The organism is Solibacillus sp. FSL W7-1436 (assembly GCF_038007305.1).
GTDB lineage: Bacteria > Bacillota > Bacilli > Bacillales_A > Planococcaceae > Solibacillus.
In genome coordinates this window covers 2,001,944-2,026,485 of the sequence record NZ_JBBOWV010000001.1, presented here as the reverse complement: position 1 = coordinate 2,026,485, position 24,542 = coordinate 2,001,944, and the positions used below count along the sequence as shown (strand labels likewise).

25 protein-coding genes are annotated in these 24,542 nt (G+C 40.1%); 4 read left to right on the top strand and 21 right to left on the bottom strand.

Annotated elements, in window-relative coordinates:
• Positions 1-73: 73 nt before the first annotated feature.
• Both MKX73_RS10135 and MKX73_RS10130 read right to left on the bottom strand, forming a co-directional pair.
• The gene (locus MKX73_RS10135; RefSeq protein ID WP_340717318.1) at positions 74-1,342 is read right to left on the bottom strand and encodes a nucleotide sugar dehydrogenase; all 1,269 of its coding nucleotides are present in this window, start codon (positions 1,340-1,342) and stop codon (positions 74-76) included.
• Between the two features lie 379 nt (positions 1,343-1,721).
• Positions 1,722-2,201, bottom strand: a complete 480-nt coding sequence (locus tag MKX73_RS10130; RefSeq protein WP_340717317.1) for an IDEAL domain-containing protein — start codon at positions 2,199-2,201, stop codon at positions 1,722-1,724.
• 317 nt (positions 2,202-2,518) lie between these two features.
• On the opposite strand from MKX73_RS10130, the gene MKX73_RS10125 reads away from it, so the two are divergent.
• Both MKX73_RS10125 and MKX73_RS10120 read left to right on the top strand, forming a co-directional pair.
• Positions 2,519-4,093 (top strand): SWIM zinc finger family protein, encoded by a 1,575-nt coding sequence (locus tag MKX73_RS10125; RefSeq protein WP_340717316.1) that lies wholly within the window; start codon positions 2,519-2,521, stop codon positions 4,091-4,093.
• Between the two features lie 29 nt (positions 4,094-4,122).
• Complete coding sequence (locus MKX73_RS10120) at positions 4,123-6,900, top strand: DEAD/DEAH box helicase (RefSeq protein ID WP_340717315.1); 2,778 nt, start codon at positions 4,123-4,125, stop codon at positions 6,898-6,900.
• A 174-nt stretch (positions 6,901-7,074) separates the two neighbouring features.
• On the opposite strand, the gene MKX73_RS10115 is transcribed toward MKX73_RS10120, so the two are convergent.
• The gene (locus MKX73_RS10115; RefSeq protein WP_340717314.1) at positions 7,075-7,485 is read right to left on the bottom strand and encodes a single-stranded DNA-binding protein; all 411 of its coding nucleotides are present in this window, start codon (positions 7,483-7,485) and stop codon (positions 7,075-7,077) included.
• Between the two features lie 256 nt (positions 7,486-7,741).
• Here MKX73_RS10115 and MKX73_RS10110 point away from each other — a divergent pair, with 256 nt between their 5' ends.
• Together MKX73_RS10110 and MKX73_RS10105 are read left to right on the top strand one after the other, a co-directional pair.
• Positions 7,742-8,185, top strand: coding sequence for a YwpF family protein (locus MKX73_RS10110; protein WP_340717313.1), 444 nt, complete (start codon positions 7,742-7,744; stop codon positions 8,183-8,185).
• 124 nt (positions 8,186-8,309) lie between these two features.
• Positions 8,310-9,272, top strand: coding sequence for a nuclease-related domain-containing protein (locus tag MKX73_RS10105; protein ID WP_340717312.1), 963 nt, complete (start codon positions 8,310-8,312; stop codon positions 9,270-9,272).
• 366 nt (positions 9,273-9,638) lie between these two features.
• On the opposite strand, the gene MKX73_RS10100 is transcribed toward MKX73_RS10105, so the two are convergent.
• The 18 genes from MKX73_RS10100 to atpF form a co-directional block, all read right to left on the bottom strand.
• The gene (locus tag MKX73_RS10100) at positions 9,639-10,016 is read right to left on the bottom strand and encodes a hypothetical protein (protein WP_340717311.1); all 378 of its coding nucleotides are present in this window, start codon (positions 10,014-10,016) and stop codon (positions 9,639-9,641) included.
• 105 nt (positions 10,017-10,121) lie between these two features.
• Positions 10,122-10,505 (bottom strand): hypothetical protein, encoded by a 384-nt coding sequence (locus MKX73_RS10095; RefSeq protein WP_340717310.1) that lies wholly within the window; start codon positions 10,503-10,505, stop codon positions 10,122-10,124.
• Positions 10,506-10,695: 190 nt separating this feature from the next.
• Positions 10,696-11,133 (bottom strand): 3-hydroxyacyl-ACP dehydratase FabZ, encoded by a 438-nt coding sequence (fabZ, locus tag MKX73_RS10090; protein WP_340717309.1) that lies wholly within the window; start codon positions 11,131-11,133, stop codon positions 10,696-10,698.
• 200 nt (positions 11,134-11,333) lie between these two features.
• Positions 11,334-11,624 (bottom strand): DNA-directed RNA polymerase subunit beta, encoded by a 291-nt coding sequence (locus tag MKX73_RS10085; protein WP_340717308.1) that lies wholly within the window; start codon positions 11,622-11,624, stop codon positions 11,334-11,336.
• A gap of 29 nt (positions 11,625-11,653) precedes the next feature.
• Positions 11,654-12,493 (bottom strand): flagellar hook-basal body protein, encoded by an 840-nt coding sequence (locus MKX73_RS10080; protein WP_340717307.1) that lies wholly within the window; start codon positions 12,491-12,493, stop codon positions 11,654-11,656.
• A gap of 152 nt (positions 12,494-12,645) precedes the next feature.
• Entirely contained in the window at positions 12,646-13,479 is an 834-nt protein-coding gene (locus MKX73_RS10075; protein WP_340717306.1) for a flagellar hook-basal body protein, read from the bottom strand.
• A gap of 70 nt (positions 13,480-13,549) precedes the next feature.
• Complete coding sequence (locus MKX73_RS10070; RefSeq protein WP_340717305.1) at positions 13,550-14,542, bottom strand: rod shape-determining protein; 993 nt, start codon at positions 14,540-14,542, stop codon at positions 13,550-13,552.
• 191 nt (positions 14,543-14,733) lie between these two features.
• Positions 14,734-15,000, bottom strand: coding sequence for a sporulation transcriptional regulator SpoIIID (locus tag MKX73_RS10065; RefSeq protein WP_008404436.1), 267 nt, complete (start codon positions 14,998-15,000; stop codon positions 14,734-14,736).
• A 149-nt stretch (positions 15,001-15,149) separates the two neighbouring features.
• Positions 15,150-15,803, bottom strand: a complete 654-nt coding sequence (locus MKX73_RS10060; RefSeq protein WP_340717304.1) for a M23 family metallopeptidase — start codon at positions 15,801-15,803, stop codon at positions 15,150-15,152.
• A gap of 49 nt (positions 15,804-15,852) precedes the next feature.
• The gene (gene spoIID, locus MKX73_RS10055) at positions 15,853-16,755 is read right to left on the bottom strand and encodes a stage II sporulation protein D (protein ID WP_340717303.1); all 903 of its coding nucleotides are present in this window, start codon (positions 16,753-16,755) and stop codon (positions 15,853-15,855) included.
• A 255-nt stretch (positions 16,756-17,010) separates the two neighbouring features.
• Positions 17,011-18,312: a UDP-N-acetylglucosamine 1-carboxyvinyltransferase gene (murA, locus tag MKX73_RS10050; RefSeq protein WP_340717302.1), complete on the bottom strand. Its 1,302-nt coding sequence runs from the start codon at positions 18,310-18,312 to the stop codon at positions 17,011-17,013.
• A gap of 366 nt (positions 18,313-18,678) precedes the next feature.
• On the bottom strand, positions 18,679-18,921 hold the full coding sequence (locus tag MKX73_RS10045; RefSeq protein WP_079524654.1) for a DUF1146 family protein: 243 nt from the start codon (positions 18,919-18,921) through the stop codon (positions 18,679-18,681).
• A gap of 126 nt (positions 18,922-19,047) precedes the next feature.
• Entirely contained in the window at positions 19,048-19,455 is a 408-nt protein-coding gene (locus MKX73_RS10040) for a F0F1 ATP synthase subunit epsilon (protein WP_079524653.1), read from the bottom strand.
• 23 nt (positions 19,456-19,478) lie between these two features.
• Positions 19,479-20,894, bottom strand: coding sequence for a F0F1 ATP synthase subunit beta (gene atpD, locus MKX73_RS10035; protein ID WP_079524652.1), 1,416 nt, complete (start codon positions 20,892-20,894; stop codon positions 19,479-19,481).
• A 48-nt stretch (positions 20,895-20,942) separates the two neighbouring features.
• Entirely contained in the window at positions 20,943-21,800 is an 858-nt protein-coding gene (gene atpG, locus MKX73_RS10030) for an ATP synthase F1 subunit gamma (RefSeq protein ID WP_339175144.1), read from the bottom strand.
• 99 nt (positions 21,801-21,899) lie between these two features.
• Positions 21,900-23,408, bottom strand: a complete 1,509-nt coding sequence (gene atpA, locus MKX73_RS10025; RefSeq protein ID WP_340717301.1) for a F0F1 ATP synthase subunit alpha — start codon at positions 23,406-23,408, stop codon at positions 21,900-21,902.
• A gap of 29 nt (positions 23,409-23,437) precedes the next feature.
• The gene (locus tag MKX73_RS10020) at positions 23,438-23,974 is read right to left on the bottom strand and encodes a F0F1 ATP synthase subunit delta (RefSeq protein ID WP_340717300.1); all 537 of its coding nucleotides are present in this window, start codon (positions 23,972-23,974) and stop codon (positions 23,438-23,440) included.
• Entirely contained in the window at positions 23,971-24,492 is a 522-nt protein-coding gene (gene atpF / locus MKX73_RS10015; protein WP_340717299.1) for a F0F1 ATP synthase subunit B, read from the bottom strand. The genes MKX73_RS10020 and atpF overlap by 4 nt, the downstream gene beginning before the upstream one ends.
• Positions 24,493-24,542: the final 50 nt, after the last annotated feature.

Genomic DNA, 24,542 nt, shown 5'->3' with positions numbered 1-24,542 from the left:
CCCTTCTTTATATTCATTCCATCTATAAAAAACAGTAGGCAGTACGTTTAGACGCACTGCCGAATTTACAATATTAGTTCTTCGCATCTCCAAGTAAGTGGAATTGGAAACCTGCTTTTTCCCATGCTTCGCGGTTTAGGCAGTTTTTCGTATCAAATACGATTTTGCTTTTTGCGTTCAATGTTGACGGATCCAGCTCTTTGAATTCTTTGTGATCTGTCAGGAACAATAGGATGTCCGCTTGCTCCAACGCTTCCTGCATGATTTGTGTTTGTGTTTTATGTTTGTTTTGCTTAATGTGCGGGTCATGTGAAACGACAGTTAAGCCTAGTTTCTCCAGCTCATCAATGACGATAGTCGATGGGCTTTCACGCATATCATCCACATTTCCTTTGAACGCTAAACCTAATGCAGCAACTGTTGCGCCTGCAATACCGTTTTTGTTTAAAATCGCCTGTGTTTTTTGTGCTGTGAAACCTGGCATTGAATCGTTCGTGTTACGTGATAAATGAATGATTTGGGCTTGTTCCCCGCCTAGCTCAACTAAGAACCATGGATCGACTGCAATACAGTGACCGCCTACACCAGGTCCCGGGAAATGGACGTTTACGCGAGGGTGGTAGTTTGCAAATTTAATCGCTTCCCAAATGTTTACATCTAACTTCTCAGCCATTTTAGCTAATTCGTTCGCAAATGCGATGTTCACGTCACGGTACGTGTTTTCCATTACTTTTACTAATTCAGCTGTTGTCGCATCTGTTAAATGGATCGTCCCTTTAACAAATGTTTCGTACAGTTCTTTCGTAAGCTCTGCTGATTTTTGAGAAATCCCGCCGACAATACGGTCATTGTTTACAAGCTCCTCAAAAATACGTCCCGGAATGACACGTTCTGGAGAATGGGCTACAAATAGTTCTGTCCCGATTTCTAAACCAGACTTCACTAATTCAGGCAGCATTACATTTTCCACTGTTTTTGGTGGTACTGTTGATTCCAGAATAACTAAATCGCCCTTTTTCACGAAAGGTACGATTGAAGCTGTTGCTTGACGAACATATTCTAAATTCGCTGTATTGTCCGGATTGATCGGTGACGGTACCGCGACAATATACACATCCGAAGTGACAGGTGTTGTTGATGCCGTTAAAAAGCCTTCATCGACCGCTTTGTTCAAGCGCTCCTGTAAGCCGTTCTCCTCAATATGTAATTGTTTATCCTGAATACTTTTCACAGCTGCCGGATTCACATCAACACCGTGTACCTTTACGCCGTGATTTGCGAACATTACCGCCGTTGGTAAACCGATGTATCCTAATCCAACGACACAGATTGATTTTGTCATGATCTTTTCTCCTTCACTTTCAAAAGCTATATCTCATTGTTTGATTATTGTATAATTTGTTTCACGCATTTTGCCTGCATTCGTTATCAATAAAATGATTAACTTCATTTAATACAGTTTCAAAATTCCGTTCCTTTATAGGACGGAATCGTTGTTCAAATGGTTGCCTGTAAATGCCTGAAAATTAGTCCTGCATTACAGTATACAACTTTCTGCCCGCTGTGTGAAATAGTTTTTCTTTTTCAAGCAGTTTAGGAAAGCTTTCCTATTAATTATGCCTTTGAAAGGAATTGTTATTCTGATTAGTGAGAAATGATCGGTAATAAACAAAAACCCCATTAGCTAAAATCAGCTAACAGGGTTTACTTTGAATGGGCAATCACGATGCATAGCCTCCAGTTAATCGTTCCTTTTCCGCAATTAAATTGTGGAATAATGCTTCATCACGTGATTCGAGCGCTTCATCGATTAGACGGGATAAGTTGTTTTCTTCAAGTGCCCGTACAATCCCTTCCACTTCTTCATCGAATTCCGGTGTTGTTTCATTTTTTAATGGTGGTACGTTACTTGATACATTTTCAATAATCGGCATTAAGTACTCATGGACATTTGATACGAGTAAAAGCTGATACAGCGGGAGACGTACAAAACGATTGCCGCGCTGGAATACAAAAACTTCCGATAAATTTTCGACTTGCAGTGAGTTCAAGTCAATGATCATTTCTTTTCCTTCAATCGGGATGAAATGAAAAACTTCCTCATCTTTTGTAATGGAAAAGTATTGATAAGCAAAGACTAAGCGTAATTTCGTGCCCGTCATTTTTGTATAAAAAGGCTTCATAAATTGTACTTGAATCATGGGAATTCCTCCTTCACTTAATTTTGTTGGCATTTATCCGAGTCATAAGACCTAATTTCATTATCATATGGGTGCAATCATTCAGGTGTTCTTGAATATTAAATCAATTTCTCTGTTGCTTATAGTTTCCCCATACTTTCAACATTTCAAACCTTCTAAAAAGTGCTATTCGCTTAAAAAATTTATTCAATGTCCCTTCACATTACCGATTTGTCCGGATTCGTATTATAATGGAAGGAACGACTTTTTTTCTCCCTTCAACTTGAGCGGAGTTAAAATTTCCAATGCAACTAACTATTAGGGAGGGGAAACCCGTTTTGAGTTTATCTTTTTCCGAGATTGCCCATGCACATAAAGAATTTATTCAACATACATTACAATCCTTTGAAGAACAGCTTCTCCCTTCAGCAACTGAAGATGCAGAATTGGTGACACGCGCCATGTTCTCTGTCCGTAATCAGGCAATTAAGCCACCGCACTATTCAAGATTCAGTCAAATTCTTGTATGCCAAGTCCAGGATGTCAATACAGCAGAAGTGACGATTAATTTTCCGGAACAGCAGATTGGCTGCAGCTGTCCTAAAAAGGAGCTGTGCCGACATCAGCTTGCGGTTATTTTAAAGCTGTCGCAGTATTTTATTTCACTGCAGCAATGGCTTTCTATTTGGCGTTCCAAAAGATCCGTTCCGCTCCAGTCGTTGGCATCAGAGCGCAGTCCGGAAAACTGGCAGATGATGGCTGACGAAGTACTTAATTACGCAATTAAAGGTCCTAAGCCTTTGGAGCCGTATACATTATCCGGTTTAATTGAAAATATTCGTACTAAACTACAGCGTCATCGACCTTATGAGCAGGAATGGCAGGAACTGTTTAACTTGTTTATGGATATCGCTGTTTCGAAACATTTTCTGTTACATGCAGTTAAAACGAAAGCAGACTTGAGTCATCATTATGTTCAGTTCTTTTTGGAAAATACATTAAGCCGTATTCAACGATCGATCGATACATTAAGTAAAACAACTAGGCTGTTTGCAACCGAACCATTTTTCGATGCGATACAGAAGAATGTCCACGAAATTCTTTTTATCGAAAGAGGGGCAACAGCATTCCGGCTGTCATTGTATTTGCAGTTTTGGACAAAGCTATTTAATGAACAAAAACGTTTAAAAAATGAACTGGTTCTTTTGGAACAAAGTGATGATAGCAATACAGATATCGAATTGAATGTAGTAAAATCCATTTTTTATATTTTATTAAGTTCACCGTCACAACTGGAACAAGCAGTCGGAACGATGAATGAAAATAATGTGGAAGGGTTTATCGACATAGCTCAATATGCATTACAGAAAGAATTTGTTGATGAGGCGACCGTTATTTTAAAAAAGGCCCTTCCTTTTTTACAGACGTTTGTACAGGACAACCTATTGCCGATACGTCGCCAGAAATTTACGCGTAAGCTCGATCACCTATACGGTCAAGTTCAGCTGAGCGATGATGAGGAGCTTGCCCTGTACTCTTCTTTTGGCCGTTACGGTATTGAGTCGTTTTCAAATTATTTACTGCGCCACAATCGTTTGGACGAGTGGGTAGCACTTCATCAGCTATATCCTTCATCGATTTCTTACTTAGATCAATGTGGTTTAAAGGATGTTGTTGCACAGTCACCTGGAACTGCGCTTCCTCTTTATCATTTTTATGCGATGGAAGAAATTCAGCAGAAATCGCGGCAAAATTATAAGCAGGCAGTCCGCATTTGGCGTGCCATGAAATCGGCTTCCAAAAAAGCCGGAAAACTCGACTATTTTACAGCATATATTGAAGCCGTGCAGCAGCAGTACAAACGTTTGCGCGCACTGCAAGAAGAGATAAATAAAAGCAATTTACTCATCTAGATTATGTATTTTGCTAATAGGAGGTGACATTGCGTTTACCGCGCAACGATACAATGCAATATTTATTTAATACTAAACTGCCCTTTCTACAAGTCTTTCGCATAAAGCTTACAGAGCTGCGTCCCGGTTATTTCCGTGCGACTGCGTACAATAAAAATGATTTAATTTTACCGACAGCCAATTGGATTCCCTCTCTCTTTTTCAAATTTGAGCAAAGCTTTTACGGGCTGCACAGTTCCCTGGAAGAGCGGGATTTAATCATATCGGCCTCTCATTTGCTGGACGTTCTGTCACCTGCAAATCGTCATCCATTTTTGGATTTCGCTGCGTATGACGATGAAACTGTGAACCACTTTCAAACAATCCAAACGACTTTGCCGCTTTGGAATGACCCAAAGCTTTGGCAGCAGGCAACTGTAACAGAAGAAGGCTTTTCATTTGCCAATGACCTGTTGCAATTTGCAGTTGAACAAAAATTGATGGATGCCGGGCTATCTAAAGAAGATACCCTTGCACTGATTCCGTTTTTCCAAAATGGCGGCTGGCCGATGCAAACTTCCCATGTATTTGACGGTGTAAAGGTGGCACTGCGTTTAAGCGAACCAGAAGAAAATGAGGAAAACTGGCTGTTGGAAACGGTACTGATTAGTCCGAATGCCACAAAACACTGGACACCTGCTTCATCAAAACTAAAAATGCCTATATTGGATGCACTGCCGAAGAAATGGAGTGCGATTGCTAGTGATATTGAAGAGCTGCAAAAACAAATAGTCGATTTAATTCAATTAAATGCTGAAAGTGCGCAGTTTATTCATACACAATTCAATGATCAGGAAGTACGTGAATTTTTACGCCTAGAACTTACTAAATTACAGGCTTTAGGCTTTGATGTAATTTTACCGGCGTGGCTTAAAGAACTCCGCCAATCGAAAATGCGTGTACGTGTCAGTGCCAATAACCAGTCGGCCCGCAGTGTTGCAGGACTGGACGATATTTTAACATTCAAATGGCAATTCTCGATGAATGGCGAGGAAATTTCCGCTGAAGCCTTCCAGAAACTCGTTGATGAAAAACGTGAATTTGTCCGTATCGGCACGGAATGGTTCCGTATTGATGCAGAATGGCTCAATGAAATGCGCGAATTGATGGATCAGGCAAAAGAAGAAAATTGGACAGTACGTGATTTGCTCTTCCGTGAACTGCCTGAGACTTTAACAGCTCCCATCGAAGATGATATGGAAGATGATGCCGAACGCGATGATCCGTTATTTGCTTTTGAGATGCAGCAGTCCCTGGAAACGTATATTGAGCAGCTGCAAAATAAAAAAGGTCTGCCGAAAGTGGCGGTACCGGCCAAGCTTCATGCCGAGCTGCGTCCATACCAGCAGGAAGGCTTTGAATGGCTTGTTTTTATGCGTGATCAGAAATTTGGTGCCTGTCTGGCAGATGATATGGGACTCGGTAAAACCGTTCAGCTTATTACGTATATGCTCCATACTGTTTCCGTTCTGCAGATCGATAAACCGACATTAATTGTGTGCCCGACATCGGTTGTCGGCAACTGGCAAAAGGAACTTACTCGTTTTGCTCCCGACTTGGAAGTTTATACACATTACGGGCCCCGTCGCTTAAAAAGCGATGACTTGACGAGCTATATTGCAACACAGCGTCCGAATGTCATTCTTTCCACATACGGTACAGTTACTCAGGATGCAGATGATTTACAGCTTATTGATTGGGCAACGGTCGCTTTGGATGAGGCTCAGAATATAAAAAATATGCAAACATTGCAATCCCGGGCAATCCGGAAATTAAAAGGCGAGCATCATATTGCATTGACAGGAACTCCTGTTGAAAATCGTCTTTCTGAGCTGTGGGCCATTTTTGATTTTATCCATAAAGGCTATTTAGGTAGCTTCACAAGATTTAACGAAAACTTTATTACACCAATCGAACGCGAAGAGTCGGAATCCCATAAACGTGTTTTACGTATGAAAATCCGCCCATTCCTATTGCGCCGTTCAAAACGCGATCCCGAGCTTCAGCTGAATTTGCCTGACAAACAGGAATCCCTTGAATTTTGTGCCCTTACATCTGAGCAGGCGGCACATTATGAAGGCTATATTCAGGATACTTTAGCTACACTTGAAGAACTCACTGGCTTCGAGAAAAAGGGTCGTATTTTAAAAATGCTCAACAAATTAAAACAGCTGTGCAACCACCCTGCCCTGTTTTTAAAAGAACCTTTTGAAGATGCCAATGTGATGGTTTCCCGTTCTGTAAAGCTAAAGCGCATTATTGAAATGACGAAGGAAATTATCGACAACGGCGAGCAATGCTTAATTTTTACACAGTATATCGGAATGGGTAATTTAATTCAGCACTGTCTGACAGAGCTTTATAATGTTGAGGTTCCATTTTTAACTGGCAGTATGCCGAAAAATCAGCGTGACAATCTGGTCGATCAATTTCAGGCAGGCGAGTTCCCTGTATTTCTACTGTCGCTTAAAGCTGGCGGAACAGGTCTTAACTTAACAGCAGCTACACATGTGCTCCATGCCGATCGCTGGTGGAATCCGGCAGTCGAAAATCAGGCGACAGACCGGGCGTACCGCATCGGACAAACTCAATTTGTGCAGGTGCATAAGTTTGTGACAATTGGAACGATTGAAGAAAAAATCGATAAAATGATCGCAATGAAATCCGCGCTATCCGAAGAATTGATTCAATCAAGCAAATGGCTGACTGAACTTGATGATACGGAACTGATGGATCTACTCGTTCTTGATACGGCCAATATAAAATAAATTTGAAAAGAGTCTACTTTTACGCCATGAAGTAGACTCTTTTTTATGCTTACTTCACTACTTTATTCAGTTTTTATAGGATTGTGGGAAAGAATGTTTACTACTGTGCGGTCAGACAGCAGATTTGGACATTCACCTCCTAAGGAATCTTATTTTTATCGGAGAGGGAAAAGTTTACGGCTGGTGGACTAACTTGACTTCTTGTTCTGGAAGCACGAAATCTTCGGTAATCGGGGGCGGTGTCTGGAGTTTTTCAGCTTCACCAGGGGCTTTTAATGCATAAAACTGTACTTCCTCCGTTTGGACTTCCATCGTGTATACTTTCTGGTTTTCACGATTTACATATGTCCTCGACTGCAACCGCCCTTTAATACCGACGAGTGAGCCCTTCCCGCAATATTTTGCCATCAATTCAGCGGTCCTGCCCCATGCGACACATTGCACAAAGTCTGCATCAACCTTTCCTTCACTATTTTTGAAAGGACGGTTAGTGGCAATGATAAAATATGCCCGTACTCTTCCTTCAGATAAGTGCCTGAGCTCCAAATCTTTTGTCGTTCGCCCTACAAGCCCAACATGATTCATCCGTTGACCTCCTTTCTTTGGGAAATTAGCTAAAGCATAGCGAATCCTCTCTTTATTGGCAAAACGTGAATTTGAATTTTCCGGCCAAAATATCGATTCAAAAATACTTTTTCGCCTATATGGTATTTCGTTCAATTTAATGAGAATGCTGATGTAAATGGACTTGGAGTTAATATTACAATTTGCTGAAATTGGCAGTTTCACATTTTTTTGTATGTTATACTTTTACATAAGAAAAATATGGAGGGATTTAGAAGTGAAAACCTTTAAAATGCTTGCTTTTGACTTATTATTAAACGGTGAAATAAAAGAAATTCCTTTAATAGACGGTATTATTATTAATCAGGAAAACAGCCATAAAATGTGGATTTTAGAATTGTTTACAGCAGATACGTATTACGATTTTTTTCAGAACTTTGTTACATCCGGTGAAGTGCTGGATGTGCGCGCTATCATTTCGCTACCGGACAATGAGCCTGCTCCGTTTGCCGTTGTCGTACATTCGATCACAAAAGTAGGAGATAAAATTTCGGTACTTATAAAAGGCCGGTTAAAAGCACAGCGCAAAAAGTATGCCGAGCTGTTATTGGCACAGCTGCTTGAAGATGGATTGAGAAATGATGAGCTGCTCGAGGCATTTGATCAAGGGATGCGCAACCGTCCTTCATTACAGAAAAATAATGAAGAGAGCGGAAAGTAGTTTTTTGGTTTGTGAATTAGTTTAAAAAGAGTCATTTTCTTCATTTTAGTTTGTAAAATCAACGTTTTCGGAACAGTTGTCAAGCCTCTCCGCGCATCGTATATTCAAGGTGGAGGTGAAGCTTATGCAGAAATCGAAGCATTATCTTTATACAGAAGTTTTAGCTAAGAGGATTTTGCCCGGTGATATGGAAGCAAGTGCGATCCAGCAACAGTTGCATCGCTTGGAGGCTGGATTTGCCGGAGAAATGAAGTTGAAGCAGACTCTATCCGATCATTACTTCAAAACAGACCATCATATCTTCTACAATTTTGAATGCATGAATGATAATGGCTTTTCCCATCAGATGGACACTATTTTAGTGACGCCATATTTTATAGTAATTTTTGAAGTGAAACTGCTGTCCGGTGTTTTATTTTATAAACCCGCGCAGCATGAATTTTACCGCATCCACAACGAAAAACGTGAAAACTTCCGTAACCCCCTTGATCAAGTTTACCGGCATCAGCTATTTTTGGAGCAATGTTTGCGAAAATGGCAGATCACTATTCCAGTGTATTTTGCTGTCGTCATCGCAAACCAGCAAGCTGTTTTAGATGAATCATTGGAGAATTTCCCGATTTTTCATATTAGCGGCGTTCCGAATTTTATTGAAAACCTATATCGAAATACTACAAAATCCCATGCAAATATGAATTTGATTGTTGCTAAGCTGAAGAAGCTTTATCAGTCCCTCCCTCCTCGCCGCTCCATTAGCCTGAATAGATTAAAAAAAGGCGTTCTTTGTAAGGAGTGTGATTATGAAAATGTTATGGTTTATCATTACGGAACATTTACATGCGGTGCTTGTCGGGCTAAAAGTCGCGATGTTCTATTTGAAACGCTTTACCATTATCGGATTTTAATTAGCGAGAAAATTACTAATAAACAATTTCGTGAGTTTTGCGGAATCCACAGTTTGCAGGCTGCTTCTAAACTTTTAGTGCGACTTGGTTTAGAGCGTCACGGTACGAAAAAGGGAACGTATTATATAATTCCTGAAAAAATTTCAGAGTGGAAAAGAAAACGTGAACGAAAAAGTTTATAGCTTTAAATTATAAATACAAGCTGGATATTATCTGGCCTGAAATGGCGATTAAAAAAATAAATTGACGATTATATTTCTAATTGGCGATTATCGAGATCAAATTGGATATAAAAATTTTATATTGACGATTATCATATCAGAATTGGCGAATACCAAGCATAAATTGACGAATACCATCATAATACTGGCGAATAAAAATTTCCAGCCCTAAAATCTCAGTTCATTTTAACTAAATTGGATAATAAATTTAAATATTGGCGATTAATCGTTACAAACTGGCGAATATCCCTCGTCCCCGCCCCCGCCCGCATACTAAAACAAAAAAACAGTGCCCACAATTAAGTGAACACTGCTTCTTTTTTTCGACTAGTGATTATCCACTTTGTCTTTATCTTTTCGGTCTGCACGGTCTTCGATGATATCTTCTTGGTTTACCGATGGAGCTCCTGGGGCAGTTGCGCCATTTTCACCATTCGGACCGCTTGAACCATCCGGCACATTTGAGTTGTCAATCGTGCTCTCATTTGTTTGTCCGTTGTTGCCGTTTTGACCACTTAAGCCGTCTGGATCGACTGTATCTACCGTGTCGTCAATAACGTCACGAGTGTCATCCATTACATCGTTAACACCCTTTTCGACATCGTTTCCTAGATTGTCCTCTCCAGCGTTGTCATTTGTATTACACGCTGAGAGAAATAACAGTGAACCAAGCGAAAGTGCGACAAGTAGTGCTGATTTTCGCATAAAAAATTCCCTCCTTTCCCATATGCAATCATGAGTCAATCACTTCGAGTGATCGTACATATAGTGCCCGGGAAAAGAAGGATCTATCCTACAAAAAAAGTGCGGTTATTTCAATTTATTTTTCAAAAGCTGTTCAACATAAGCGGCTTCTGCTTTACAGTCGAATTTGTAATTTGTACCTAATTGTTTCTGTAAGTCAGCAATTTCCTTATTTTGCTTTTCTGTTGGCTCTTCACTTAAAATTTTGGCAATGACTTCATCCATTTTCTTAGCAATTTCTTCATGAAATTCAGGGCTGAGTAAAATGTCTGCAGGTATTTTATCGATCCAAGCGGCATTTTCTTTAAAATACTTTTGCCAGCTTACCATATAGTCTTCCATCGAAAATTTTTCTTCATCCCAGTCAATGCTTGCTAAATAAGCTTCAAACGACGTCGATATTGATCGTGTAATACTAATTTTTACGCCTGAAGACAGTTGTTTATACATCTATTTTAAAACCTCCTACATTTAAAGCCAAACTTCCATTGTTTACAGGCGAATTAAAACCTATAAAAGGTAAATACTAGCATTCTCCCCGCATCTATTTTATCTCATTGGGAGACTTCTGCTTAAAGAAGTTAAAGATTTTCTTCAACCTTTATATTTTATAATCTTTGAGTTCCAATTGCAAATCGCCTTATTTTGGCTGTTCAGGCCCAATTGCAAATAAAATCTCACACTCACAAACAAGCTCGCCATCTACTGTTGCAGTACCGCGGCCTTTCCCCATTTGTCCGCGCAATTTCAAAAACTCCACTTCAAGCTTCAACTGATCGCCCGGAACGACTTGACGCTTGAAACGGCAACTATCAATTCCTGTCAAAAATACGAGACGCCCTTTATATTCCGGTGCGTTTAGTAATGCAACACCGCCTACTTGCGCAAGTGCCTCGACAATGAGGACACCCGGCATTACTGGGTAGCCAGGGAAATGTCCATTAAAAAATTCTTCGTTGATCGAAACATTTTTCAATCCAAGTGCGCGCTTTCCTTCTTCGATTTCAAGAATGCGATCAACTAATAGAAATGGATAGCGATGTGGTAATATATTTTGAATTTGCTCTGCGTTTAACATAAAAAAATCCCCCTTGTTTCCTCTATAATATTATGTAGATAATTGTTTGTTTTTATGTATGTTCTGGAAAAGCGGCGCAAAAATTGGAGAAAGAACCTGAAATTTCAGAGGGCTTTTTGCTCCAATTCAATTTAGTTAACTAAATTTTTGCTTCTTCGCTGTAAAGGGATTGTTCGGAAATGGCTTTCCCGACAATCCCTCTACTCTTTACCATTTATAATATCGAGAAGATGCTGCCATGTTTCCCACTTTAGAACATCCGATGCTGCGCCGTCCCCTAAAACACTGTAGCCAACAACCAGTCCTACAATTACTGCTACTAAAAATAATAGAATTACGATTATTACCCGTAACCAGATAGGAATCAGTCGAAGCCGAACCTTACCGACAGGCTGGTCCGTCGACGGCTCCGAAACGTTCTTTACCCGACGTCTCGTCTTTTTGGCTGCAGGCTCTTTTTGCTCCATCTGTGTCTCTAACTCATTCGTCATAAAACTTCTCCCTTAACAATGTCGCACGTTTAGCGAATACCGTTAATTAACCCAAGCATTTGGTCTGCAATTGTAATCGCACGTGTATTAAATTGATATGAACGCTGTGCTTGAATTAAATTTGTCATCTCTTTTGATACGTCTACATTCGACATTTCAAGTGCACCTTTTTGAATGCCCACTTGGCGATTTACCCCTTGCAGATCTGTCAGTACTTGAGCTTGTGTGAAGCCAAGTGCATCCAGATTTTCCGGTAAGCCAATATATGTCCCGCCTTGCAGTTTTTCCATTACGTTTGGTTTTTGCAGTTCAGAAATCCCAAGCTGGAACTTTAGCGATGTGCCATTTTCATAGCTTGCCACTAGTGATCCGTCTGAATCCATCGTGAAGCCTGTCACATTATTCGGGAATGTAATTGGCTGTCCATTTGCATCCGCTACTTGGTATCCATCACTATTTACAAGCGAAAGAATGCCCGGTTCAGACTCTGTTACATAAAAACTACCGTTACGTGTGTATGCAGTTCGCACGTCGCCTTCTTCATTTTGCATTAATACGTTAAAATATTGATTCTTAGTTGTTAAGGCAAAGTCTAAATCGCGTTTTGTTTCCTGCAGTGAGCCTTGCGTCTGATTGGATTGTATTAAACCGATCTGTGCACCGGCACCATAGCGAATGCCTACAGGTGTATTCCGGACAGTAGGGTCTAATTCATCATTATTAAATTGCTGATACAGCATTTCCGTGAAATTTGCCTGCTGTGCTTTATAGCCTGTTGTATTACTGTTCGCGATATTTGTGCTGATTGTGTCCAACTGATGCTGTATTTGAGATAATGTATTTGTTGCACTTACCATTGTACGTAACATTTCCCGCACCTCCTTAATTATACGAAAATTCGACAGCTAATGAAAATAATCGCTATAGGAATGAGTTGATTTCCATTCTGATTCGGACGCTTTCCCCGGGCTGATCCCGGTGGAGGCGCCTTTGCTTCATTCCTATCAACTCAATTTATAGTTTAATTAACTCGTCCAATTTCATTAACTGCTTTTTCCATGCTCTTATCGTAGGCCTGAAGCACTTTTTGGTTTGCTTCAAATGCGCGGTATGCAGTCAATAGATCTGTCATTGCTTTAGAGGCGTCGACATTGGAACCCTCTAAATATTGCTGCTGCATCGAAAACTGTACGTTTGCCTGTCCATAGGCAGATGGTAAATCGACACCATCCATTGTATTAAATAATCCATTATCAAGCTTCACTAAGACATCCGGGTTTTCGGAAAATGCGACACCCAGTGTTCCGACCTGCACATCATTTTCGTCAAAAATCGAACCGTTCGAACTGATGCGGATATTGTCGTTATCAAACTGCAGCCGCTCCCCGTTCATATCCAATACGAATAGTCCTTGAGGGTTTACTAAGTTCCCCTGCCCGTCCAGCGTGAAATTCCCGTTACGTGTATAGCTTTCTGTTCCGGTTTCATTTTCTAAGCGGAAGAAAATTTGTCCCGAATTTCCCGATGTTTCGTCAGTAGGCATCGAACTATTGATCAGTGCGATATCAGTATTTAAACCGGTTGAGTAAATCTGACCCTGTGCTTGGTTTGGAATAGTTTCCTGTAAATAAACACCCGCATTTACCGCACCAACCTGATTTTGATTATTTACTTTAAATCCGTTTTCAGATGTCGAGTTCACTGCGGACATCAACATATCCGGAAAAGAACGAATTGTCGTTTGATCTGATTTAAAACCAGGTGTATTGGCATTGGCCATATTATTCGTTAAAATTTCAGTTTTACGTTGTTGTGCAACCATTCCTGTAGCTACTGTATAAAAACCTTTAAACACTCAATTCACCTCTAATTATGCTATATTTATCATTTATCGGCAAAAAACTGATAATTATAAGTAATATAATTTATTTATTTATCGCGCGATCGATATTGTCCAGCATAATTCCAGTCCCGACTGCCACACAGTCCATCGGGTTTTCCGCTACAAATACAGGTACTTTCAGCTCTTCGATTAACAACTGATCAATGCCATGCAGTAATGCACCGCCGCCTGTTAAAATAACGCCTCGATCGATAATGTCGGCCGATAATTCAGGTGGTGTTTTTTCCAGTACGTCTTTTGCTGCCTGTACAATCAGACTAACCGATTCACGCAATGCGTGCTCAATCTCTTCGGAATTGATTTCGATTGTTCGCGGTAAGCCAGTAACCATATCACGGCCGCGGATATCCATCGTATCATCGCGTCCTCCAGGGAATACTGTACCGATTGTAGTTTTAATATTTTCTGCTGTACGTTCGCCGATCAACAGCTTGTATTCTTTCTTTATGTATTGCAATATGTCATTATCGAATACATCCCCAGCTACTTTAATCGATTCGCTCGTTACGATATCGCCCATCGATAATACTGCTACATCCGTTGTACCTCCACCGATATCAACGACCATATTACCGCTTGGCTGGAAAATATCCATACCTGCGCCGATTGCTGCTACTTTAGGTTCTTCTTCCAAATAAACTTTTTTGCCGCCCGATTTTTCAGCAGCTTCACGAATTGCTTTTTGCTCTACCGATGTAATATTTGTCGGACAGCAAATTAAAATGCGCGGCTTTGATAAGAAACCTTTAACGTCCAATTTATTGATAAAATGTTTTAACATTGCTTCTGTTACATCAAAATCAGCAATTACGCCATCCTTTAATGGACGAATTGCGATAATATTACCCGGTGTACGTCCCACCATTTGACGTGCCTCTTCACCGACTGCCAGTACTTTATTTGTTTTTTTATCGATTGCTACTACAGATGGCTCATTCAAAACAATCCCTTTGCCTTTTAAATGAATCAGCACGTTTGCAGTACCTAAATCAATCCCAATATCTTTAGAAAACATGTTTCATTATTCTCCTTCCGCCCATTTGAACATGTATACGATTCTATATATGTCTATCTTAGTTATTTTATCATATACAATGTTGAATTACATCAATATTGTGGGAAGGATTTTCCTTTATAATGGTTTAAAATGGTAAAATTATAACGTGATAATCACAAAAAAAAGCATTTAGTTGTTATAAAAACAGACTAAATGCTTTTTTCCTGTTGCTTTGTAATCCACTTTTTACGTGTTGCTTCACCACCGCGTAAATGGCGAATCGATTTGTTATAGGTTAAAACTTGTTGTACTTGTAGCGCAAGTGGTTCATTCACTTGTTTTAGCCGCTCTGTCAAATCTTTGTGTACAGTACTTTTAGAGAATCCCGTCATTTTCGCGAGTGCACGCACGGTTTCACCTGTCTCTACCAACAGTTCACCCAAACGAACGCAGCGTTGCCGAATATGTTCGTGCACGTCCTCTCCCTCTCTACGTCTAATCTAAAGAGCCTTGCTTCTTAATATTTCACCTTATGTGAGTAGGCTCTTAATTATTCGAAGTAGAGTGCAGGATTCGTAGTTAACTTACTAAAAATATATCCGAATTCATCCATTTAGCCAGATAATCAAAAGGATAAATATTTGTTCGGATCCACCAGTACACCATCTTCCATTACTTCAAAGTGTAAATGAACGCCAATGTTTGGATTCCATTCATTCTCTTGTGAAGTACCTAGCTGATCGCCTTGTGAAACTTGATCGCCTTGTTTTACAAGAATATCTGCCACAGAGTTATAACGTGTTTGCATACCATTTGGATGTGTTAGAGTAATGCTGTTGCCCGTAAATGCATCCATTTTAACTTCTGTCACTTCACCGCTCATTGCAGCAACAACTTCAAAAGGTTCGCTGTTAATTGCGATCGAGACACCTGTAGATGTTGTGAACACTTGATTAAATACAAGCAATGAGTTTTCACGTGTCGCTTCATCTTTTGAGACGTCATAAAAATCCTGCAAAATCGTTACTTCATTTAAGTATTCTTCTTTGAATGGATACTTCAAAGTTTCCGTAACAGTCGCTGTTGTTGGAACAATCGATTGTTCGGCTGGTGCAGAAACTTCTTCCATCAGTTCCTGCTCATTCTGACTTTCGTACAATGCATTAAAACTAAAAATAACTGCCACAATCATTACTGCCATACCACCGTATACAGCCGGCCAAAACCACCGTCTTTGCATAACTGGTTTCTGAGAAGGCTTTTGTTTAACTTCTCTCATATTCATCACCTCAAATGGAAGTGTGTACAAGAATTTGGAAAGTTAAACATTATTTTTTACAATAATTTATCGATTTTAATGTTGTCGATGGATAGTAATGAGAAAGGATATTTTCCGCCGTTATGCCCCCCTGTGCCATCGCATTTGCCCCGTGCTGGCTCATACCTACCCCATGCCCATATCCATACGTTTTAATCGTTATACCGGCCGCTGTGGGCTCCCATGTGAAATTCGTGGAGCGTAAGTTTAGAAGTGTGCGCAGTTCTCTACCCGACCATGTTTTATTATGGATGGTAATTTGCTCGATGCGGTTCGTATCATTTCGCCGAAGTCTTGCATTTTGAAGCTGGGCTTTTGAGAAACTCTGTTTGAGTTTTTTATTTATTTCTTCAAATGTATAGGTTGTCTGTTCTTGGTTTAATTGTTCAGGTGAAGTGGCTGCTGTTAAGTAGGGAATCGGGTTTCCGCTATAGTTTTCCGCGGACTCCGTATATTGAAAGGATGATGCATGAAACATGGCTGTAATCAGTTCATCATTATAGGTAAGAATCTGGTTGGCAGTTTGTTTGACGGCTTCTGTTATTTTTTCTTCATTTTCGGCAAAAGTAGTTTTCCATTTTTCTTCTCGTAATTGCTGATCATTGTAAACTTGATGTGCTGTCGTTGTGAGAATCGGTTTTTTCCCATAATCTGTCTGCTTCAATACATAAGTACGGGAGGCGATTGCCTGAGCTTTTAGTGCTTCCATATGAAAACTTGCCGGCATTTCCCCTGCAATTACACCAATTAAATAATCTTCAATCGGAATTTCAGTATCATTCACTTTAATAAATAAAGGACAAGAAGTAGATTCTGTTGGTTCAATAATGGAGGTTTGTTTCTTAGACTTTAAAGTGAACGGGACTAAAAACAATAGGACGCCAATGATAATGTAAATGATAATTTTTTTCATGAGACAGTATATGAACCTGCAAGAAGAATATGAGTTTATTTTGTAGAGTGTATTTCTAGTTTTCAGGGGCACGGAATTTGATGAGTAGTTCTACTATAATAGCGGCGCCTTCAACTTTCTCCATAAACATTTCTACACTTTTCAATGGAAATTTCCAATTATCCCAAAATCTGACTCCGCCTCCAAAACAAAAAGCACCCAGCAAGCACAAATTGCGCTTTCCGAATGCTTTATATGAATATATGAATCCAGCTATTAAACTGTTACAACGATTTCTTGAAATACTTCTTCTTCTGAATCGATGCGTTCGATCAATGCACCTAAAGAAGCTAGTTTTTTGTGGAAATCGACATAGCCGCGGTCTAAATGGTGTAATTTTGTAACACGTGTTACGCCTTCAGATACAAGGCCAGTTAAAATTAGTGCTGCTGCTGCACGTAAATCCGTTGCTGATACTTCGGCACCTTGGAGTTTTTTGCCGCCTTCAATAAATACAGAACGTCCTTCGATCTTTGCATCTGCATTCATGCGACGGAATTCTTCAACATGCATAAAACGATTTTCGAAGACTGTTTCAGTGATGATACTAGTTCCGTTTGCCGTTAACATTAATGCCATCATTTGTGATTGCATATCTGTCGGGAAACCTGGGTGTGGCATCGTTTTAATATCAACCGCTTTTAACGGGTCATTAGCGCGCACACGGATACCTTCATCTTCTTCGATAACTTCTACACCCATTTCACGCATTTTTGCAGTTAGTGCTGTCATATGCTCTGGTACAGCGTTTTCAATTAATACATCTCCTCGAGTAATTGCTGCCGCTACCATGAACGTTCCGGCTTCAATACGATCTGGAATAATATAATGTTCGCAACCTTTTAATTCCTTAACACCTTCGATACGGATCGTATCAGTACCGGCACCAATAACACGGCCGCCCATTGCGTTAATAAAGTTTGCCAAATCTACTATTTCAGGCTCTTTCGCTGCATTTTCAATAATAGTCGTCCCTTTTGCTAATGATGCTGCTGTCATAATATTTTCAGTAGCCCCAACACTCGGGAAGTCTAAATAGATTTCTGCGCCTTTTAGTTCGCCTTTTACTTTTGCTTCGACATAACCATGTCCAAAGGAAATCTCTGCACCCATAGCTTCGAAGCCTTTCAAATGAAGTTCGATTGGACGAGATCCAATTGCACAGCCGCCCGGTAATGCTACACGTGCATAGCCGTTACGTGCCAATAATGAACCCATTACTAAAATGGAAGCACGCATTTTACTTACAAACTCAAATTGAGCTTCACTAGATAGCTTCATAGAGGCATCAATCATCATTTCGTTTTTCTCAACATCATATTCGACAATCGCGTTTAAACTTTTTAATACTTCACCAATCGTACCGACATCTGCTAAATTTGGTACATCTTTAATCATATTTTTATCTTTAGAAGCTAATAGAGAAGCAGCCAAAATCGGTAATACAGCATTTTTTGCGCCTTCAACGCGTACTGTGCCTTTTAGTGTCTGACCTCCAGTAACAATAATTCTCTCCACAATTCGTCCCTCCGAATTCAATTCTCATATAATAAAGGAATAAGTTCAATTAAACTTAAATTATTTTAAACTTCATTTGACTCAATTTACACACAAAAATATACTACATTTATTAGGGCGGCAATTCAAGCACCCAAATTACTATTTTAAGCTAATTTGTTTAAAAAGGCTATTAAATTATAATACGCAGCGTAACTATTTATTGTGAATAGACAAATTTTCACATAAAAGTACTTCCTTTAATAACTACCCAAATCATGTAACTTTGCAAACCTGTAATATTTCCTAGGAAATTTTTATTTCTTGTAGTGGAAAACAAACGTTTATTCCCCTTTACAAGAAATAAAACCGCAGCTATTTCCTGTACTAACTAAAAATATAGGGAATCGTTTGCGACCAGCTTAAAAAGTTTAAAAAGAAATCCGCAACAATTGAACCAATAACAATACTCGACAAAATATAAAAGAGCTGAATTTGAAAAGTCTTTCCCTTTTTAAATAATTGTTCGATTCTTAGTCCTTGTAATGCATAAAGGGCAATTCCTATAAATATAATATATGCTAATACATTAACGATTGCTTGTTGGCCGGCCTCGACATATAAATCCATTTTCCCCGCTCCTTTTAAACACCTTACCTCAAATATTGGCGATTTGTGTTCCAGACTGTTTAACATCTTATTACTTTTCACTTTTATAAAAAAAGCGGGCAGAAATAATCTGCCCGCTTTTAAACATTAGATATTACCCTCATGAACATTGATACGATTCATCGCACGTTTTAAAGATAATTCCGCGCGTTGGAAATCGATGTCATCTTGTTTCTTTTGAAGGCGACCTTCAGCACGAGCTAAAGCTTCTTTAGCACGGGCAACATCGATCGTAGAAGCAACTTCTGCAGAAGGAGCTAAAATCGAGATTTTTTCAGGGCGAACTTCAATGAAACCACCGCTAACCGCTGCGACATCTGTAGTGCCGTCTGCTTTTTTAAGCTTCACAGAACCAATTGTAAGTGGAGCAACCATAGGAATATGGCCAGCTAAGACACCAATTTCACCTGAAGTCGTTTTAGCGATTACCATCGTTACTTCTGAATCGTATACTGAGCCGTCGGGAGTGACAATATTGACTGTAACTGTCTTCATATTTTTTCCTCCTCGTCAGCTAATTAGACTTGTACGCCCATTTCTTTAGCTTTCGCTACTACTTCATCAATAGAACCAACTAGACGGAAAGCATCTTCTGGTAAGTGATCCCATTTGCCATCAAGGATTTCCTTGAATGAACGAACAGTTTCTTTAACAGGTACATAAGAACCTTTTTGACCAGTGAATTGCTCCGCTACGTGGAAGTTTTGAGATAAGAAGAACTGGATACGACGAGCACGTTCTACAGTTTGTTTATCTTCATCAGATAACTCATCCATACCTAAGATAGCAATGATATCTTGTAACTCACGGTAACGTTGGATTGTACGTTGAACACCAGTTGCGATTGCATAGTGTTCTGGTCCAACGATTTCCGGTGATAATGCACGAGAAGTCGAAGCTAGTGGGTCTACCGCTGGATAGATACCCATCTCAGATAATTTACGCTCAAGGTTAGTTGTTGCATCTAAGTGGGCGAAAGTTGTAGCCGGAGCCGGGTCAGTATAGTCATCGGCTGGTACATAAATCGCTTGGATCGAAGTTACAGAACCTTTTGTAGTAGATGTGATACGCTCTTGTAATTTACCCATTTCTGTAGCAAGTGTTGGTTGGTAACCTACCGCTGACGGCATACGACCTAATAGGGCAGAAACCTCAGAACCTGCTTGTGTGAAACGGAAAATGTTGTCGATGAATAAAAGTACGTCTGCACCTTGCTCATCACGGAAGAACTCAGCCATTGTTAAACCAGTTAAAGCTACGCGCATACGTGCTCCAGGTGGCTCATTCATTTGACCGAATACCATCGCAGTTTGTTTGATTACGCCTGAATCTGTCATCTCGAAGAATAAGTCGTTACCCTCACGAGTACGCTCACCTACACCCGCGAATACAGAAATACCTGCGTGCTCTTGTGCGATGTTGTTGATTAATTCTTGGATTAATACTGTTTTACCTACGCCGGCACCACCGAATAGACCGATTTTACCACCTTTGATGTATGGTGCTAATAAGTCTACTACTTTGATACCTGTTTCAAGGATTTCTACAGTAGTTGATAATTGATCGAATGTTGGAGCTTCGCGGTGAATAGAATCACGACGAACATCAGCAGGAATTTCTTCACCTAAGTCGATAACTTCACCAAGTACGTTAAATACGCGACCTAATGTAGCTTCACCAACTGGTACTGAGATTGGTGCTCCTGAGTTTGTTACTTCTGCTCCACGTTGTAAACCATCAGTAGATGACATGGCAATTGTACGAACAGAATCGTCACCTAAGTGAAGCGCTACTTCTAATGCAAGAGTAGTCGGTGCTTCGTTAGGACGTTCAATTGTAACTGTTAATGCGTTATAAATGTCTGGTAATTGACCATTAGCAAACTTTACGTCTACTACTGGACCCATTACTTGAAGAACGTGTCCTTTGTTCATTACTTTGTACCCTCCTATCGTATTCTTATACGACATTGGTGAGCGCGCCTATTCTAAGGCTGCAGCTCCACCAACGATTTCTGTAATTTCTTGTGTAATCGCCGCTTGACGTGCACGGTTGTATTGTAGAGAAAGGTCTGCAATAAGATCGTTTGCATTGTCTGTAGCGTTTTTCATTGCTGTCATACGCGCTGAATGTTCACTCGCTTTTCCGTCTAATAAAGCGCCGTAAATTAAGCTTTCCGCATATTGTGGAAGTAATACTTCTAAAATTGCCTCGCCTGATGGCTCAAACTCATAAGAAGCATTGCTTGAAGAAGGTGCAATATCAGTTAAAGGAAGAACTTTTTTCACAGTCACTTCGTTTTGAATTGCAGATACGAAGTGATTGTAGTACATATAAAGTTCATCATACGTACCATCAATGAACATACCAACAGCATTACGAGCGATTTCTTTAATATCGGCAAATGATGGTTGGTCTGGTAGAGCAACGACATCTGCGATAACATTGTGTCCACGCTTTACAAAGTAATCACGAACAACACGACCTACTACTAAAACTACGTACTCGTCTTTAGACTTGTGACGTTTATCAATAGTGCTTTGTACTTCACGTAAGATGCTTGAGTTGTAAGCACCTGCTAAACCACGGTCAGAACCGATGACTAAGTAAGCTGTTTTCTTAACAGGACGAGTAGTTAACATTGGATGTCCGCTATCTTTAGTACCTGTTGCAATTGCGCCTACTACGTCCTGGATTTTTTCCATGTATGGAACGTAAGACTTAGCATTTTGCTCTGCACGACGTAACTTTGAAGAAGAAACCATCTGCATCGCTTTCGTAATTTGTTTCGTTGACTTTGTAGAGTTAATACGACCTTTAATTTCGCGTAAGTTTACCACTGGTATTTCACCACCTTTAGATTTTTATCAAGCTCTTATTAAAAAAGAGTTGTCCAGTTTTTCACGCTACAATAGTGTGCGTGAAAAACCGTTCAATTCTTACTCAGATTTAGCGAAAGTCTTTTTGAACGCGTTAATTGCTTCAACATACTCTGCGTCTGGAGCAAGTTCTTTAGTTGTACGAACATGATCTAAAACATTTGAGTGGTTTGTATCTAACCAGCTTAAGAATTCGTTTTCGAAACGAACGATGTCTTGTACTGGAATATCATCTAAGTGACCTTTAGTTAATGCATAAAGGATCGCAACTTGTTTTTCAACTTTAAGTGGTTTGTTTAAGTCTTGTTTTAAAACTTCAACAGTACGTTTACCACGCTCTAATTTAGCAAGTGTGATTGCGTCTAAGTCAGAACCGAACTGAGCGAATGACTCTAACTCACGGAATGCTGCTAAGTCAAGACGTAATGTACCAGCTACTTTTTTCATCGCTTTGATTTGAGCAGAACCACCTACACGTGATACTGATAAACCGGCGTTGATCGCAGGACGTACACCAGAGTTGAATAAGTCAGATTGTAAGAAGATTTGACCATCTGTGATTGAGATTACGTTTGTTGGGATATATGCAGAGATATCGCCCGCTTGCGTTTCTACGAATGGAAGCGCTGTAATCGAACCGTTTTTGTATGTTTCGTTTAACTTCGCAGCACGTTCAAGTAGACGGCTGTGTAAGTAGAACACGTCACCAGGGTAAGCTTCACGACCTGGAGGACGGCGTAGAAGAAGTGAAAGTTCACGGTATGCTGATGCTTGTTTAGTTAAGTCATCATACACGATTAATACGTGCTTACCATCTAACATGAATTCTTCTGCCATAGATACACCTGCGAAAGGAGCAAGGTATAGTAATGGAGCTGGTTGTGATGCAGAAGCAGTTACAACGATTGTGTAATCTAATGCACCGTGTTTACGGAAAGTTTCAACTACGTTACGTACAGTTGATTCTTTTTGACCAATTGCAACGTAGATACAGATCATATCTTCGCCTTGTTGGTTTAAGATTGTATCGATTGCTACAGATGTTTTACCAACTTGACGGTCACCGATGATTAACTCACGTTGACCACGACCGATTGGTACTAAAGCGTCGATCGCTTTGATACCTGTTTGTAATGGCTCATGTACTGATTTACGTGCCATTACACCGAAAGCTGGACTTTCGATTGGACGAGATTTTGTTGTGTTGATTGGACCTAATCCATCCACTGGCATACCAAGTGGGTTTACAACACGGCCAATTAGTTGTTCACCAACTGGTACTTCCATAATACGACCTGTACGACGAACCTCATCGCCTTCTTTGATGCCTAGGTAGTCTCCTAAAATTACGATACCAACGTTACCTTCTTCTAGGTTTTGTGCCATACCCATAACACCGTTTGAGAACTCTAAAAGCTCTCCAGCCATGGCGTTGTCGAGGCCATGAGCACGAGCGATACCGTCACCAACAGTGATAACTGTACCTACTTCGCTTACTTTTAATTCCGATTGATAACCTTCAATCTGCTGTTTAATCAGACTGCTGATTTCTTCAGCTTTGATGCCCATGTATGTTCACCTCTCACATTTCTTAAGATTTAGCCAACTAATACTCGTTTTAAGTCCTCTAGCTTAGACGCTACAGTGCTGTCGAAAATGTAGTTGCCGATTTGAACGCGTACGCCACCAATTAATGACGCATCGATAATGTTTGTAATGTTAAGTTGCCCTTTGCCGACTAACTTGCCGAATGCAGCAGAGATTTCTGCACGCTCGCCATCTGTTAATTCACGCGTTGAGTAAACTTTTGCATCTGCAGTACCTTGAGCGGCAGCTGATAATGCTTGATATTGGTCTGCTACAGCTGTTAACTCGTTTAAACGTTTCTTTTCGATTAAGAATTGAACCATATTTACAACGATTGGCTGTGCACCCGTTAAAATTTGAGCGATAAGCTCTTTCTTGCGGTCAGTAGAAATTTTCGGAGCAGTTAGTAAAGCCATAAACTCTTCGTTTGTCGCTACTACTGTTTGGATCTCACGTAAATCTGCACCTACTTCAGCAAGAACGTTTTTGCTTAATGCCAATTCATACATTGCTTGAGCATAGCGATTTGCTACAGTCGATTGACTCATTTCGCTTCGCCTGCCTTCGCAATCGTTTCTTTAATTAGTGCGCTATTGTCTGCTTCAGAAATTTCTTTCCCAAGAACTTTAGACGCAGCAAGTACTGATAATGAAACTACTTCTTCACGTACAGCAGCGATTGCTTTTTCTCTTTCTGCTTCGATATCACGAACAGCAGATTCTTTTAGACGGTTCGCTTCAGCGCGTGCAGTTACCACGATTTCCTCGCGAGTTGCTTCGCCTTGCTTTTTAGCGTTCTCAATAATTGATTGCGCTTCTGTGCGAGCTTCTTTAAGAAGGCTCTTTTGTTCTTCTAATAGTGCTTGTGTTTCTTTTTTAGCTTTCTCAGCTGCATCGATACCGCTTGCAACTAACTCTTCACGCTCGCGCATGATACCCATTAAAGGACCCCAAGCGAACTTTTTAAGAAGTGCCATTAAACCTAAGAAAATCACTAACGTCGCTAAAGCATCACCTAAGTTAAGTCCAGTAGCGCCTGCACCTAGTACAAGATAGTCTAAAAACACGATTGTTTCACTCCCTTCAAGAGCTTGAATAAAATCTATATTTTGTCATA